Annotated in this window: 13 protein-coding genes; all 13 read left to right on the forward strand. The window is 47.6% G+C overall.

What is annotated here, in order from left to right; all coding sequences use genetic code 11:
* Positions 1–114 precede the first annotated feature (114 nt).
* The 13 genes from ABJ225_RS02930 to rny all read left to right on the forward strand — a co-directional run bounded on the left by ABJ225_RS02930 (position 115) and on the right by rny (position 14,851).
* Positions 115–1,650 (forward strand): ABC transporter ATP-binding protein, encoded by a 1,536-nt coding sequence (locus ABJ225_RS02930; protein ID WP_056537068.1) that lies wholly within the window; start codon positions 115–117, stop codon positions 1,648–1,650.
* The gene (locus ABJ225_RS02935; protein ID WP_056537065.1) at positions 1,643–2,692 is read left to right on the forward strand and encodes an ABC transporter permease; all 1,050 of its coding nucleotides are present in this window, start codon (positions 1,643–1,645) and stop codon (positions 2,690–2,692) included. The genes ABJ225_RS02930 and ABJ225_RS02935 overlap by 8 nt, the downstream gene beginning before the upstream one ends.
* A complete protein-coding gene (locus ABJ225_RS02940) occupies positions 2,693–3,652 on the forward strand; it encodes an ABC transporter permease (RefSeq protein WP_056537062.1) in 960 nt (319 codons plus the stop codon).
* A gap of 186 nt (positions 3,653–3,838) precedes the next feature.
* A complete protein-coding gene (gene yfmF, locus ABJ225_RS02945) occupies positions 3,839–5,110 on the forward strand; it encodes an EF-P 5-aminopentanol modification-associated protein YfmF (RefSeq protein WP_056537059.1) in 1,272 nt (423 codons plus the stop codon).
* Positions 5,111–5,114: 4 nt separating this feature from the next.
* Positions 5,115–6,404 carry an EF-P 5-aminopentanol modification-associated protein YfmH gene (gene yfmH / locus ABJ225_RS02950; protein ID WP_056537057.1) on the forward strand — a complete coding sequence of 430 codons (1,290 nt, stop codon included), beginning with the start codon at positions 5,115–5,117 and terminating at the stop codon, positions 6,402–6,404.
* A gap of 58 nt (positions 6,405–6,462) precedes the next feature.
* A complete protein-coding gene (gene ymfI / locus ABJ225_RS02955; protein ID WP_056538572.1) occupies positions 6,463–7,176 on the forward strand; it encodes an elongation factor P 5-aminopentanone reductase in 714 nt (237 codons plus the stop codon).
* A gap of 372 nt (positions 7,177–7,548) precedes the next feature.
* A complete protein-coding gene (locus ABJ225_RS02960) occupies positions 7,549–7,806 on the forward strand; it encodes a DUF3243 domain-containing protein (RefSeq protein ID WP_048003989.1) in 258 nt (85 codons plus the stop codon).
* A 172-nt stretch (positions 7,807–7,978) separates the two neighbouring features.
* Complete coding sequence (locus tag ABJ225_RS02965) at positions 7,979–8,770, forward strand: DUF3388 domain-containing protein (protein WP_048003988.1); 792 nt, start codon at positions 7,979–7,981, stop codon at positions 8,768–8,770.
* Between the two features lie 19 nt (positions 8,771–8,789).
* Positions 8,790–9,698 carry a helix-turn-helix domain-containing protein gene (locus ABJ225_RS02970; protein WP_347318333.1) on the forward strand — a complete coding sequence of 303 codons (909 nt, stop codon included), beginning with the start codon at positions 8,790–8,792 and terminating at the stop codon, positions 9,696–9,698.
* 53 nt (positions 9,699–9,751) lie between these two features.
* Positions 9,752–10,330, forward strand: coding sequence for a CDP-diacylglycerol--glycerol-3-phosphate 3-phosphatidyltransferase (pgsA, locus tag ABJ225_RS02975; RefSeq protein ID WP_053427240.1), 579 nt, complete (start codon positions 9,752–9,754; stop codon positions 10,328–10,330).
* A gap of 63 nt (positions 10,331–10,393) precedes the next feature.
* The gene (locus ABJ225_RS02980; RefSeq protein ID WP_347318334.1) at positions 10,394–11,632 is read left to right on the forward strand and encodes a competence/damage-inducible protein A; all 1,239 of its coding nucleotides are present in this window, start codon (positions 10,394–10,396) and stop codon (positions 11,630–11,632) included.
* A 213-nt stretch (positions 11,633–11,845) separates the two neighbouring features.
* The gene (gene recA / locus ABJ225_RS02985; protein ID WP_053427238.1) at positions 11,846–12,883 is read left to right on the forward strand and encodes a recombinase RecA; all 1,038 of its coding nucleotides are present in this window, start codon (positions 11,846–11,848) and stop codon (positions 12,881–12,883) included.
* 408 nt (positions 12,884–13,291) lie between these two features.
* Positions 13,292–14,851: a ribonuclease Y gene (rny, locus tag ABJ225_RS02990; RefSeq protein ID WP_048003983.1), complete on the forward strand. Its 1,560-nt coding sequence runs from the start codon at positions 13,292–13,294 to the stop codon at positions 14,849–14,851.
* Positions 14,852–14,900 lie beyond the last annotated feature (49 nt).

Consider the following 14,900-nt stretch of genomic DNA (forward strand, 5'->3'; position numbering starts at 1 on the left):
GGGTAGAAGCCCATTCTATCTTTCACTTAGTTTTTTACAAGGGAAATCGATCTTAAGGTCTGACCTCTAACTACTAGATAAATTGTCCCTAGCCTATCGCAAGGAGTGAATAAAATGGATTATGTAATCGAGATGCTGAATATCCGCAAGGAGTTCCCTGGCATCGTAGCTAACGACAATATTACTCTCCAGCTCAAACAAGGTGAAATTCATGCGCTTCTTGGTGAAAATGGAGCCGGTAAGTCCACGTTGATGAACGTGTTGTTCGGTCTCTACCAACCCGAACAGGGTGAGATCCGCGTGCGAGGGAAAAAGGTGGACATCACGAATCCCAACATTGCAAATGATCTCGGGATCGGAATGGTCCACCAGCATTTCATGCTCGTTGATACGTTCACTGTAACGGAGAACATTATCCTCGGCAGGGAACCAAAATCGGGTGCCACGGTGGATATTAAAAAAGCTGAAAAAGAAATATCGGATATATCTGAGAAATATGGCCTTAGGGTCGACCCTTCTGCCAAGATATCAGATATATCAGTAGGGATGCAGCAGAGGGTGGAGATCCTTAAAACGCTCTATCGCGGAGCTGAAATCCTGATCTTCGATGAGCCGACCGCCGTCCTGACGCCACAGGAAATCAAAGAGCTGATCCAGATCATGAAAACCTTGATCAAAGAAGGGAAATCCATCATCCTTATCACTCACAAACTGAAGGAAATCATGGAAGTGTGTGATAATGTAACCGTTATCAGAAAAGGAAAAGGGATCGGGACTGTCAGCGTGTCAGACACGAACCCCAATGATCTGGCAAGCCTTATGGTCGGAAGGGAAGTCACGTTCAAAACGGAAAAGATCCCTGCATCCCCTAAGGAAGTGGTTCTCGAGGTTCGCGACCTTCAAGTGAAGGACTCCCGGAATGTTCCGGTCGTGAAAGGATTGAATCTGGACCTGAAAGCAGGTGAGATCCTCGGTATTGCAGGAGTCGATGGTAACGGTCAAAGTGAACTGATCGAAGCCATCACCGGCCTCATGAAAGCAGACAGCGGTTCGATCAAACTGAATGGTAAAGAGATTTTGAACATGAGACCGAGGAAAATCTATGAAGCGGGTGTCGGACATATCCCGCAGGATCGTCATAAGCACGGATTGGTACTGGACTTCCCGATCGGTGAAAATATCGTTCTTCAAAACTACTATAAAAAACCGTATTCAAATAAGGGAATTCTGAGCTATAAAAATATTTACAATCATGCAAGGAAGATCATCGCAGAGTTTGATGTTCGTACGCCGTCTGAATACACCCTGGCACGATCTTTGTCCGGGGGGAATCAGCAAAAAGCCATCATCGGCAGGGAAGTGGATAAAGATCCGGATCTTCTCATCGCTGCACAGCCTACCCGCGGGTTGGACGTAGGGGCGATCGAATTCATTCACAGGCGTCTCATCGAACAGCGGGACAACGGAAAAGCCGTATTGCTGCTTTCTTTCGAACTGGATGAAATCCTGAATGTAAGCGACCGTATTGCTGTGATTTATGAAGGACAGATTGTCGCGATCGTCGATCCAAAAGACACGACGGAACAGGAGCTCGGCCTCTTGATGGCTGGTTCGAAAGGGAAAGGAACGGGGGAAACATCACATGTCTAATCGTCTAACTAATATATTGATCCCTATCATATCAGTGGTCCTTGGCATCCTTGCCGGTACCATCATCATGCTCGTGAGCGGGTATAATCCGATCGAAGGGTATTCCGCCCTATGGGACGGGATCTTCGGGGAAGTCTACTTCGTCGGGGAAACCCTCCGTCAGATGACCCCTCTGATCCTAGCGGGTCTAGCCGTTGCATTTGCATTCAGGACAGGCTTGTTCAATATCGGGGTTGAAGGACAGCTTATCGTGGGCTGGCTTGCAGCCGTGTGGGTGGGTACATCCTTCGGCGATCTGCCAAAGTTCATCCATCTGCCGCTCGCTGTCATCGCAGCCGCACTGGCCGGGGCCTTATGGGGATTCGTTCCAGGACTTTTGAAAGCCCGGTTCAGGGTGCACGAAGTCATCGTAACCATCATGATGAACTATATCGCCCTGCAGGCATCGAATGCTATCGTGCGTGATGTGTTGACTGACAGGAAGGAACGGACGGATTATGTAGCGGAATCAGCTTCCCTGAAGTCGCCATTCCTTGAATCCATCACAGACTTCTCACGCCTGCACTGGGGAATCATCATTGCCCTTGCGTGTGCATTCATCATGTGGTTCCTTCTTGAGAAGACGTCACGTGGATATGAATTGCGCGCTGTAGGATACAATCAGAACGCATCTCAATATGCAGGAATGAACGTGAATGGAAATATCATTTTGTCCATGGTGATTTCAGGAGCGTTTGCAGGGCTTGCCGGTTCCATGGAAGCTCTCGGTACATTCGGTTATGCTTCCATCAAGGGAGGCTTCACAGGAGTCGGTTTTGATGGAATCGCTGTAGCGCTCTTGGGCGGAAATGCAGCAATCGGGGTCATCTTCGCGGCACTGCTTTTCGGTGGCTTGAAGGTCGGAGCCCTGAATATGCCGCTTGATGCAGGCATTCCGAATGAGCTGGTCGATATCATTATCGCCCTTATCATCTTCTTTGTGGCATCAGGTTATATCATCCGCTATATGATTCAACGATTCAGGAAAAAGGGGGTGAAATAAGTGGGGTTCATCGATATCTTAACCATACTTATTCCATCAACATTATTGTGGGCATCACCACTTATTTTCACTTCACTTGGTGGAGCATTTTCAGAGCGATCAGGGGTCGTCAATATCGGCTTGGAGGGATTGATGGTCATCGGAGCCTTCTCCTCCATCGTCTTTAACCTTGCATTTGCTGATACCTTCGGAGCTGCCACCCCGTGGGTGTCCCTTCTTGTCGGTATGCTTGCCGGAGCATTGATCTCCGTCCTGCACGCTGTCGCATCGATCAGCTTCAGGGCAGACCAAACTGTATCAGGTGTGGCCATCAATCTCCTTGCTGTCGGTTTGACGCTTTTCCTCGTAAAGCGCATTTATGGAAAAGGCCAGACAGACATCATTTCAGAAGGCTTCTCGAAAATCGATGTGCCTGTTCTCCATAAGATACCGGTGATTGGAGACATCTTCTTCAGTAATACGTACTGGCCACCGTTTGTGGCGATCATTGCGGCATTCCTTGTGTGGTTCATCATGTTCAAAACGCCATTCGGTTTGCGTCTGCGCTCTGTCGGGGAACACCCTATGGCTGCCGACACGATGGGCATCAACGTGACACGTATGAGATATATCGGAGTCATCCTCTCTGGAGCCTTCGCTGGAATCGGGGGCGGGGTATATGCCCAGTCGATTTCATCCGATTTCAGTCATGCTACCATCAGTGGACAAGGTTTCATGGCCCTGGCTGCACTGATCTTCGGAAAATGGCATCCACTTGGTGCCATGGGTGCAGCGATCTTCTTCGGATTCGCTCAGAGCCTCAGCATTATCGGAAGCAGCCTTCCGCTATTCGAAAATATTCCGAGCGTGTACCTCTTGATCGCACCTTACGTTCTTACGATCCTGGCTTTGACAGGGTTCATCGGACGTGCAGATGCACCAAAAGCTCTTGGAACACCTTATATCAAAGGAAGTCGTTAATGGAAAGGAGCCCTTCATCAAGGGCTCCTTTTGCATGTTTTCCGTGTTTTTTTCATATAATAGCCCATTAAGGTTTTACCAGCGGAGGAAGATGCTTGAAAACGCGTGTGGCAAACATGTATAGTTAGACGTAAATACCCGTAAAATAAAGGTGTTTATGCAAGATATGAAGGAGGCTTGAGCCGAATGTCTGATATTAATGAAGTGATCAAGAAGAAGAACGGATATACGCTACATATCGTCAAAACTGAAAAATTCAAAACAAACAGCATCGTCTTTAAAATGAAGGCGCCTTTGGATCAAGATACCGTGACATTGAGAGGGCTGCTGCCGCATGTGATGCAAAGCAGTACTAAATCCTACCCGTCCACGACTACACTGCGTTCCCACCTTGATGAACTATATGGGGCGAACTTTTTTGTCGACCTTGGAAAGAAGGGCGAGTACCATATCGTCAGCATGTCTGTTGAGATAGCCAATGAAAAGTTTCTCGCTGATTCTGAACCACTCCTTCAAAAAGGAATCGAATTTTTAACGGAGGTCCTTTTCAATCCCCATGCCACCGATGAATTCGACCCTGCAACGGTCGAGAAAGAGAAGCGGAATCAAAAAATCCGGATTCAATCGGTCTACGATGACAAAATGAGGTATGCGAACTCCCGTCTGGTGGAGGAAATGTGTAAAGGCGAGCGATTCGCCCTTCACGTCAACGGAGAGAAGGACGAAGTCGATGCGATTACACCGAAGGCGCTTTATGATTACTATGAGCGCGTCATGCAGGAAGATCAATTTGATCTTTATGTGATCGGCGACGTCGATGCGGATGAAGTAGAAAAGCTGTGCGATGGTCTCATGAATCTTTCCGAACGGGATCCTAAGCGTGTCGACCAAGGTATTCAAAAGCAAATCCAGAAGGAAAATGTCATCAAGGAACAGCAGGATGTCAAACAGGGAAAATTGAATATCGGCTACCGTACCCATACTCAATATGGCGATGAGGACTATTTTGCGCTTCAGGTCTTCAATGGGATATTCGGTGGATTTTCCCACTCCAAACTGTTCATCAATGTACGTGAAAAAGCAAGCCTTGCCTACTATGCAGCAAGTCGCCTCGAAAGCCACAAAGGGCTACTCATGGTCATGAGTGGAATCGAGTCGAAGAATTATGATCAAGCGGTGGGAATCATCGATGAGCAGCTTCAAGCCATGAAGGCTGGTGATTTCACTAGTGATGAGTTGGATCAAACCAAAGCAGTCATGCGCAATCAAATGCTTGAAACCATCGATACTCCGCGTGGTCTTGTGGAAGTCCTGTACCAAAACGCCTTTGCCGGGATCGATATCGGCTTGAATGACTGGCTCGCAAAAATCGACGCAGCCACAAAGGATGAAGTGGTGAAAGCGGCCAATAAAGTCGAACTTGATACGATTTACTTTTTAACAGGAACGGAGGGGTAATGATATGAAGAAGATTACCTTCGATCAGCTGCAGGAAAACCTTTATTATGAGAAGATGGCAAACGGGTTGGATGTGTACATCCTTCCTAAGGAAGGATTCAATAAAACCTATGCAACCTTCACAACAAAATATGGAAGCATCGATAACCATTTCGCCCCTCTCGGAGAGGAAGAATTGGTCAAAGTTCCAGACGGCATCGCCCATTTCCTCGAGCATAAGCTTTTTGAAAAAGAAGACGGAGATGTGTTCCAGCAGTTCAGTAAGCAAGGCGCTTCTGCCAACGCCTTCACGTCATTCACGCGCACAGCCTATCTTTTCTCCAGTACCACTAACGTGGAGCGGAATCTGGAAACACTGATCGACTTTGTGCAGGATCCTTACTTTACGGAAAAAACAGTTGAAAAAGAAAAGGGGATCATCGGACAGGAAATCACCATGTATGATGATAACCCCGATTGGCGCCTGTATTTCGGCGTGATTGAAAATATGTACAAAAATCATCCTGTCAAGATTGATATAGCAGGGACGATCGAGTCCATTACACCTATCACGAAAGACATGCTCTATCAGTGCTACGGCACGTTCTATCATCCGAGTAATATGTTGCTGTTCGTTGTCGGTTCCGTGGACCCTGAGGCTATTATGAATCAGGTCAGGGAAAATCAAGGCAAAAAGGATTATGAAAAGATGCCTGAAATCAAAAGGGAATTCGATCAGGAACCCGATGAAGTGGCAGAAAAGAAAAAAGTCCTGAAAATGAACGTGCAAAGCCCAAAATGTTTGGTTGGCCTGAAGGCATCCGACCCACATCAGCAAGGCAAGGAAATGCTGAAGCAGGAGCTTTCCATTAACGTTTTCCTTGATATTTTGTTCGGGAAAAGTTCAAATCACTATTCGGACCTTTATAATGACGGACTGATCGATGAAACGTTCAGTTATGATTATACCCAGGAAAATGGGTTTGGTTTCCTAACTGCCGGTGGGGATACGGAGAAGCCGGATGAATTGGCCGAACGCATTCAGGGTCTCCTTCTGAAGGCTGTGAACGAACCGATCGTAACCGAAGAAAACCTGGCGAGGACGAAGAAGAAGAAAATCGGAGCCTTTCTCCGTGCCATCAATTCTCCCGAGTTCATTGCCAATCAGTTTACCCGCTATGCATTCAATGAAATGGATCTATTCGATGTCGTACCGACACTTGAAAGTCTGTCAGTGGACGACATCACCAATGCAGCTGCAGGTCTGATTGATGAAAAACGGATGACCGTATGCCAGGTTGTACCAAATTCATGATGCTTGAAGGGGAACTGTCCATAACCGGCAGTTCCCCTTCTTGTGTAAAGGAGGAACGATCATGAAATTCGCTCTAATTACCGGTGCTTCTGGAGGTATCGGTAAAAGCACGGCAAAGAAGCTTGCCAGTGAGGGATGGAGTCTCTATCTCCATTATCATCGAAATGAAGAAGCCATCACTACATTGATGGAGGAGATTAAAGGAGTGGATGTAATACCGGTCAAAGCGGATCTCACTTCCTCCGGGGGAGTGGGGAAATTGACTGAACAGATCTTTGATCTGGACGCCATTGTGTACTGCAGCGGAACGTCTCACTGGGGACTGTTCCAAGATCAGTCCGAAGAAAGCATGGATGAGATGATCAGCTTGCATGTAAAGAGCCCGATGCTCCTAGTACAAGCCTTACTTCCGAAGTTGGTCAGGAAAAAAGGATCCATTGTACTCATGAGCTCCATCTGGGGCCAGACGGGTGCATCCTGCGAAGTTGTTTATTCTGCTGTGAAAGGAGCCCAGCTTTCATTTGTAAAGGCCCTTAGCAAAGAGGTCGCCCTTAGCGGGGTAAGGGTCAACGCCGTGGCCCCCGGTGCTGTGAGCACCAATATGCTCTCCGGTTTTACAGAAGAAGACGTCCAGGGAATCAGAGACGAAATTCCCATGGGGGAACTCGCCCACCCCGACCAAATAGCAGACGCCGTGGACTTCCTCCTCTCACCAAAAGCAGCATACATAACCGGCCAAACCCTATCCGTCAACGGGGGCTGGTACACCTAGAAAAGCGGAGCCGGGGAGAACTGACCCGACAAGCATAAGGACGTCAGGACAGAAAGGCGTCCCTTGCCTTTATGGTCTGAGGGACTTATGACCTCGAGGGTCACCCCGGAGGAGCTGGACAAAGAGAAAAGCGGAGCCGGGGAGAACTGACCCGACAAGCATAGGAACGTCAGGACATAAAGGCGTCCCTTGCCTTTATGGTCTGAGGGACTTATGACCTCGAGGGTCACCCTTGAGGAGCTGGACAAAGAGAAAAGCGGAGCCGGGGAAATCTGACCCGACAATGCCTCCATTGAAATTTGAGACCGGACGCATAATTCCCTTGAAAAGATGCAAACTAAGCTTGTATCTCAATAAAGGAGGTCATATGACATGTCAGTATTAGAAAACTGGTCTGATTGGAAAAACTTCTTGGGTGATCGCTTGCACCAGGCTCAGCACAGCGGTATGGAAAACGAAACCGTGAATGATCTTGCTTATCAAATCGGTGACTACCTTTCCAAACAGGTGGAAGCTAAGAACGATCAAGAAAGAGTCCTTGCAGATCTTTGGTCTGTCGCTTCACCTGATGAGCAGCATGCTATCGCCAACATGATGGTCAAGCTTGTCAACAATAACGGAACTCGCTAAAGAGAGGGGATTTTCCCTCTCTTTTTTACATTGTCCCATCCAACGTGAAAAATAGAGAAAATGTAGGCAATTATGTAGGTTTTTCTTTTATATTAGAAAAAAATACTTTATTATAATACCTAGAGTTTAAAATCCCCGAATCTGGATCATTGCCTTTGAAGGAGGAAACCCGATGGAAAGGAAAGAATGGTACCTGGAATATGAGATTCAAAAGAACCGACCCGGCCTGTTGGGGGATATTTCTTCCCTGCTTGGGATGCTCTCGATCAATATCGTCACCATCAATGGGGTGGACGAAGGGAGACGGGGAATGCTGCTCCTTGCTGACACGGATGAGCAGATCGGAAGACTCGAATCGATCCTGCAGACGATGGATACCATCAATGTAACCAAGCTTCGAGAACCGAAACTGAGGGATCGCCTGGCTGTCAGGCATGGACGTTACATCCAGCGGGATGCAGATGATAAAAAGACGTTCCGTTTCGTTCGGGATGAGCTCGGACTTCTTGTCGATTTCCTTGCAGAACTATTCAAGCAGGAAGGACACAAGCTTGTGGGGCTGCGTGGTATGCCCCGCGTGGGGAAAACGGAATCTATCGTCGCTTCGAGCGTCTGTGCCAACAAAAAATGGCTATTCGTATCTTCCACTTTATTAAAACAGACCATCAGAAGCAAACTGATCGAAGATGAATATTCAGACGATAATCTCTTCATCATTGACGGAATCGTCTCTACCCGGAGGGCAAATGAACAGCATTGGCAGCTTGTCAGGGAAATCATGCGCATGCCGGCGGTCAAAGTGATCGAGCACCCTGATGTGTTTGTCCAAAACTCCGAGTATACCCTGGAGGATTTCGATTACATCATCGAATTGCGGAACAATCCTGAAGAGGAAATTACATATGAGTTGGTTGAACAAAATAATTTATTTCAAAATTCCGATTTCGGCGGTTTTGATTTTTGATATTGGAAGGTGTTAAAAAGTGTCTGAATTAGGAAAACGTTTAAAGGATGCAAGGGAGTCTAAAGGCTATAGCCTCGACGATCTGCAGCGGATCACGAAGATCCAGAAACGCTATTTGACCGGAATCGAGGAAGGTTCGTATGATTCCATGCCCGGTAAATTTTATGTGAGGGCCTTCATCAAGCAGTACTGTGAAGCAGTCGGCCTGCCACCTGAAGAAATCTTTGAAGAGTACAAGTCCGAAATCCCTGTCACACAGCACGAAGAAATTCCTGATTCCCTTTCAAGGGTTCAGACAAGAAAGACGGTGTCCGAAAGTTCCTCGAAGGTCCTCGATTTCATCCCGACCCTGCTCATCGTGGTGGTGATCATCGGCATCCTCTTTGTCCTGTGGGTTTTCATCCAAGGGAAAATGGGTAACGATGATGCTGCAGATAACGATACGAATAAAAACAGCCAGGTAGCGGTAGACGAGAAGGATGTACCGAAGGAAGACGATGGTGAAAAAACATCATCTGACAAAGAAGAAAAGCCTGCAGCCGATAAGGATAAAAAGCAGGATAAAGAAGATGATTCAAAAGATACTAAAAAGGAAGATGAACAAACACTCAAGCAGACATCTGTCCAGGGATATAAGACCACTTACGAACTGAATGGAACAGATCAATTCAAACTTTCGTTATCTGCTGACGGTGATTCGTGGATTCGCGTGTATAATCAAGATGAAAAGATTTTGTTTGAAGGGACCCTTAAGAAGGGTGGGCAGGAGGACATTGATCTTTCAGATGAGTCCCAGGCCTATCTCATCATCGGGAATGCTGCCAACACAGGTATCACCATCAACGGGGAGGAAGTCGAGTTTGGAATCCCAACCGATGTGGTCAGGCAGGATGTTATCATTAATTACAGCAAAGAATCTTCAGAGTAAGGAGAAAGGGGCGCCTTCCCTTTCTTCTAGTGCACTGGATTGGAGGCAATACATTGAATTTACCTAATAAAATCACCATTTCCCGGATCATTCTGATCCCGCTCTTCCTCATTATCATGCTGGTTCCCTGGAACTGGGGGGATATGCGCTTCCTTGGCGCGGATCTTCCGGTCAATCAATTCGTAGGGGCTCTCATATTCATCATCGCGTCTACGACAGACTGGATCGATGGATATTACGCGAGGAAATTGGATCTCGTCACCAATCTCGGGAAGTTCCTTGATCCCCTAGCGGATAAGCTACTTGTATCTGCAGCCTTGATCGTACTGGTTGAAATGGGAGTGGCGCCTTCATGGATTGTCATCATCATTATCAGCCGTGAATTTGCCGTGACGGGTCTACGACTTGTGCTGGCAGGAGAAGGCGAAGTGGTAGCTGCAGGTCAGCTCGGTAAGATCAAGACGTGGGCACAGATCATTGCCATATCGGCATTGCTGTTGAATAATGCCATCTTCGAGCTCATGAACTTGCCGTTCGATGTCATTGCCCTTTGGATTGCCATGTTCTTCACCATCTGGTCCGGTTGGGACTATTTTTACCATAATCGCAAAGCGTTTGTTAATTCAAAATAACGGATGGAAGGGGCTGATTCAATTGGAATCATCCCTTTCTTCTTTCACCGGGAGGAAATAATCATGAATGCAGAAATTATCGCAGTTGGATCGGAATTACTTTTGGGGCAGATTGCTAATACCAATGCCCAGTTCATCTCAGAAAGGCTTGCCGAGATCGGAGTGAACGTGTTTTATCATACAAGCGTTGGAGATAACCCGGCGAGACTTGAAGAGGTCATCAAACATGCAGAAGAGAGGGCGGACCTTCTTATCTTCACGGGAGGTCTCGGACCGACCAAGGATGATCTGACCAAAGAGACCATTGCAAGGAGTCTGGGTGTCAGCCTCTCCATGGATGAAGAAGCCATGGACTCCATCAGGACTTATTTCGAAAAAGTCGGCAGGGTGATGACTCCCAACAACGAAAAGCAGGCACTGATTCTCGAAGGTTCGGTGCCATTGAAAAATGATTTCGGCATGGCACCCGGTATGGTGTTCCAACAGTCCGGGAAAGCGTATATCCTGCTGCCTGGCCCGCCTTCTGAGATGAGGCCGATGTTCAGTACGTACGGGGTTCCTGCCGTCATGGGCCTCATGAAACGAAAAGAAGTGATCCATTCCCGTGTACTTCGATTCTTCGGGATCGGGGAGTCGCAGCTCGAAGCCGACCTTGAAGAACTCATCGACCGGCAGACGAATCCGACGATCGCCCCTCTTGCCGGGGACGGAGAGGTTACTTTGCGATTGACGGCCAAGCACGAGTCAAAAAATGTCGCAGAGACTCTCTTGAATGAGTTGGAATCGGAAATTCGGCAAACAGTCGGGGAGTACCTATACGGATACGACCAGGACTCCCTTGAGGGGGTGGGCTTCAGGCTCCTGAAAGAAAAAGGCCTGACCCTTGCGGCAGCTGAAAGCCTCACGGCAGGCTTGTTCCAATCCAGCTTTGCCTCGATCGCAGGTGCTTCTTCCGTCCTTGAGGGGGGAGTGGTATGCTATCAGGATTCTGTGAAGAGGAATGTGCTGAACGTACGGGAGGAAACGTTGAAGAATCACGGTGCGGTCAGTCGTGAATGCGCCATCGAGCTTGCGGCCAATGTGAGAACCTTGTTCAAATCCGATATAGGCATCAGTTTCACTGGTGTAGCAGGACCAGAAGCGCAAGGGGATCTGCCTCCTGGAACCGTTTGGATCGGCATCGCCTCAGGTGATGAAGAGCCGAGGGCATACAAGCTCACACTGGCTGGAAGCCGAAACGGGAATCGCAGCCGGACAGTAAAATACGGGTGGCATTACTTGGTGAAGGAATACAAAGCATAAGAAATCGTATGGGTGCCTGCAGGGCACCCATTTTTTCATAGGATTGGAAAAAGTAAGAGAACCCTTAAAATAGGCGAAGGATAAAAAACCGAATGAATGTTCGACTTTTTGCTTGTTTTCTATTAAAAAAACCTTTATAGTTATAGATAGGTTGGAAGTGAGACAAGCGTATAGATTGTTAACCAGTTAACCATTCTGAAGGAGGAATCATTTGTGAGTGAACGTAAAGCAGCCTTGGATATGGCTTTAAAACAAATAGAGAAACAATTCGGTAAAGGTTCCATTATGAAATTGGGAGAAAAGACCGACAGGGAAATCGTAACGGTACCAAGTGGATCACTTGCCCTTGACGCAGCGCTTGGGGTAGGCGGTTATCCACGTGGTAGGATTGTCGAAGTCTATGGACCGGAATCTTCTGGTAAGACAACCGTTGCCCTTCACGCCATTGCAGAAGTACAGGCCCAAGGTGGCCAAGCAGCATTCATAGATGCTGAGCACGCACTGGATCCCGTTTACGCACAAAAATTGGGAGTCAATATCGACGAACTCCTGCTTTCACAGCCGGATACGGGTGAACAGGCATTGGAAATCGCTGAAGCCCTCGTACGAAGCGGTGCAGTCGATGCGATTGTTATTGACTCTGTGGCTGCCCTGGTGCCTAAAGCCGAGATTGAAGGGGAGATGGGGGATTCCCACGTTGGTCTCCAAGCTCGTCTCATGTCCCAGGCCTTGAGGAAGCTTTCTGGTGCCATCAACAAATCCAAGACCATCGCCATCTTCATCAACCAGATCCGTGAAAAGGTCGGGGTTATGTTCGGAAACCCGGAAACGACACCTGGTGGACGCGCACTTAAATTCTACTCTTCCGTCCGTCTTGAAGTCCGTCGTGCCGAGACCCTTAAACAGGGAAATGAAATGGTAGGGAACAAGACAAAGATCAAAGTCGTCAAGAACAAAGTTGCTCCTCCATTCCGTGTTGCAGAAGTAGATATCATGTACGGAGAAGGGATTTCCAAAGAAGGTGAAATCGTCGACCTTGGTTCAGAACTTGATATCATCCTCAAGAGCGGTGCCTGGTATTCCTATAATGAAGAGCGTCTTGGTCAAGGACGTGAAAATGCAAAAGTATTCCTCAAAGAGAATCCGGACATCCGCAATGAAATCATGCTGAAGATCCGTGATCACTATGGGTTGGATACAGGCCGTGCCGAGACAGAGGAGACGGGAGAAATGAGTCTTTTAGACGACTGATGCACTCCTCCTTGGCTTTGGCTGCACTTTCCACCCCCAAGAGTCATCGTACCTTGTTTGCGGGGGAAAGGGCAGAGCACGGCTTTATGAAAAGCGGACTGGTTATGGCCAGTCTGCTTTTCTGCTTTTTAAGGAATGAATTGTCCGGGAAGTGACCACAATGATACTAATGTCATTCATTCAGGAGTATAAAACGTGCCGATTGATGGGATTGCTTCATAAATCTGGACACAAAGCTCCCAACCCCTTGACAATAAATTTTCTGAGATTTAAAATTAACATGTATATTTTACAATATTTTCGAATGACATTTGAAAGCCTTGCGCTGTATGTTGAGATCAATTTGTGCAATGTACAAGCCGACATGTAAAAAACATGATGAAAGTGATAGCAAGAGGAGGTGAAATGATGCAACCTATAACACTCATCTCCATTTTGCTTAGCCTTATCGTCGGTGTCGTTGTTGGATACTTTATTCGCAGATCCATTGCCGAAGCGAAGATTGCAGGAGCCAAAGGTTCCGCAGAGCAGATTTTGGAAGAGGCCAGGCGTGAAGCGGATGCTCTGAAAAAAGAGGCCTTGCTTGAGGCAAAGGACGAAAATCATAAACTTCGCACTGAAATGGAAAATGAACTCCGTGAACGAAGAAATGAACTGCAAAAACAAGAAAATCGTTTGATGCAAAAAGAGGAGAATCTGGACCGTAAAGATGAGACGCTCGACAAACGGGAATCTCAGCTTGAACGCAGAGAAGGTACTCTAAACGAGAGACAACAACATATTGAAGAGATGGAAAGCAAAGTGGACGAGATGGTAAGATTGCAGCAAACGGAGCTTGAACGCATCTCGAGCCTGACGCGAGAAGAAGCGAAGGGCATCATTCTTGAGCGTGTGGAAAATGAACTGTCCCATGATATTGCCATCATGGTTCGCGAACATGAAACCCGTGCTAAGGAAGACGCAGACAAGAAGGCGAAGGAAGTTCTATCCCTCGCAATTCAGCGTTGTGCCGCAGAACATGTGGCTGAAACGACTGTCAGCGTCGTGAACCTGCCTAACGATGAGATGAAAGGTCGTATCATCGGAAGGGAAGGAAGAAACATCCGTACTCTGGAAACACTAACAGGAATTGATCTCATTATCGATGATACCCCAGAGGCGGTCATTCTTTCAGGATTCGACCCGATCCGCAGGGAGACTGCTCGAATCGCACTTGAGAAATTGGTCCAGGATGGTCGTATCCATCCGGCACGCATCGAAGAAATGGTCGACAAATCCCGTCGTGAAGTGGATGAATACATCCGCGAGATCGGTGAGCAGACCACATTCGAAGTAGGTGTCCACGGATTGCATCCTGACCTCATCAAGATCCTCGGTCGCTTGAAGTACCGTACGAGCTATGGACAGAACGTCTTAAAGCATTCCATCGAAGTAGCTCATCTATCCGGGCTATTGGCGGCAGAACTTGGTGAAGATGAACGTTTGGCAAAACGGGCAGGCCTTCTTCACGATATCGGTAAGGCCATTGACCACGAAGTGGAAGGAAGTCACGTTGAAATCGGCGTTGAACTTGCCACCAAGTACAAGGAACATCCGGTTGTCGTGAACAGTATCGCATCCCATCACGGGGATACTGAGCCGACGTCTATCATTGCAGTCCTCGTCGCTGCAGCAGATGCTCTTTCTGCAGCAAGACCGGGCGCAAGAAGCGAAACCCTTGAGAACTATATCCGACGCCTTGAGAAACTCGAAGAGATCTCAGAGTCCTATGAAGGGGTCGAGAAGTCATTTGCCATCCAGGCAGGGCGTGAAGTCCGGATCATGGTCCGGCCGGAAGCCATCGACGATCTGGAATCTCACAGACTTGCACGGGACATCCGAAAACGGATCGAAAGTGAATTGGATTATCCGGGACATATAAAAGTTACGGTGATTCGTGAGACAAGGGCAGTAGAATACGCGAAATAACAGGTTGACTCAGGAGGGGCTCCCCTTTCTGAGTCAGCTTTTTTATTGA

Source organism: Rossellomorea sp. RS05 (genome assembly GCF_039822645.1).
Classification (GTDB): Bacteria; Bacillota; Bacilli; order Bacillales; family Bacillaceae_B; genus Rossellomorea; species Rossellomorea marisflavi_B.

Bases quoted from the DNA above. Each gene is read 5' to 3' on its own strand.
- ABJ225_RS02930 (WP_056537068.1), top strand. From the start codon at position 115: ATGGATTATGTAATCGAGATGCTGAATATCCGCAAGGAGTTCCCTGGC.
- ABJ225_RS02935 (WP_056537065.1), top strand. From the start codon at position 1,643: ATGTCTAATCGTCTAACTAATATATTGATCCCTATCATATCAGTGGTC.
- yfmF (WP_056537059.1), top strand. From the start codon at position 3,839: ATGTCTGATATTAATGAAGTGATCAAGAAGAAGAACGGATATACGCTA.
- yfmH (WP_056537057.1), top strand. From the start codon at position 5,115: ATGAAGAAGATTACCTTCGATCAGCTGCAGGAAAACCTTTATTATGAG.
- ABJ225_RS02960 (WP_048003989.1), top strand. From the start codon at position 7,549: ATGTCAGTATTAGAAAACTGGTCTGATTGGAAAAACTTCTTGGGTGAT.
- ABJ225_RS02965 (WP_048003988.1), top strand. From the start codon at position 7,979: ATGGAAAGGAAAGAATGGTACCTGGAATATGAGATTCAAAAGAACCGA.
- ABJ225_RS02980 (WP_347318334.1), top strand. From the start codon at position 10,394: ATGAATGCAGAAATTATCGCAGTTGGATCGGAATTACTTTTGGGGCAG.
- rny (WP_048003983.1), top strand. From the start codon at position 13,292: ATGCAACCTATAACACTCATCTCCATTTTGCTTAGCCTTATCGTCGGT.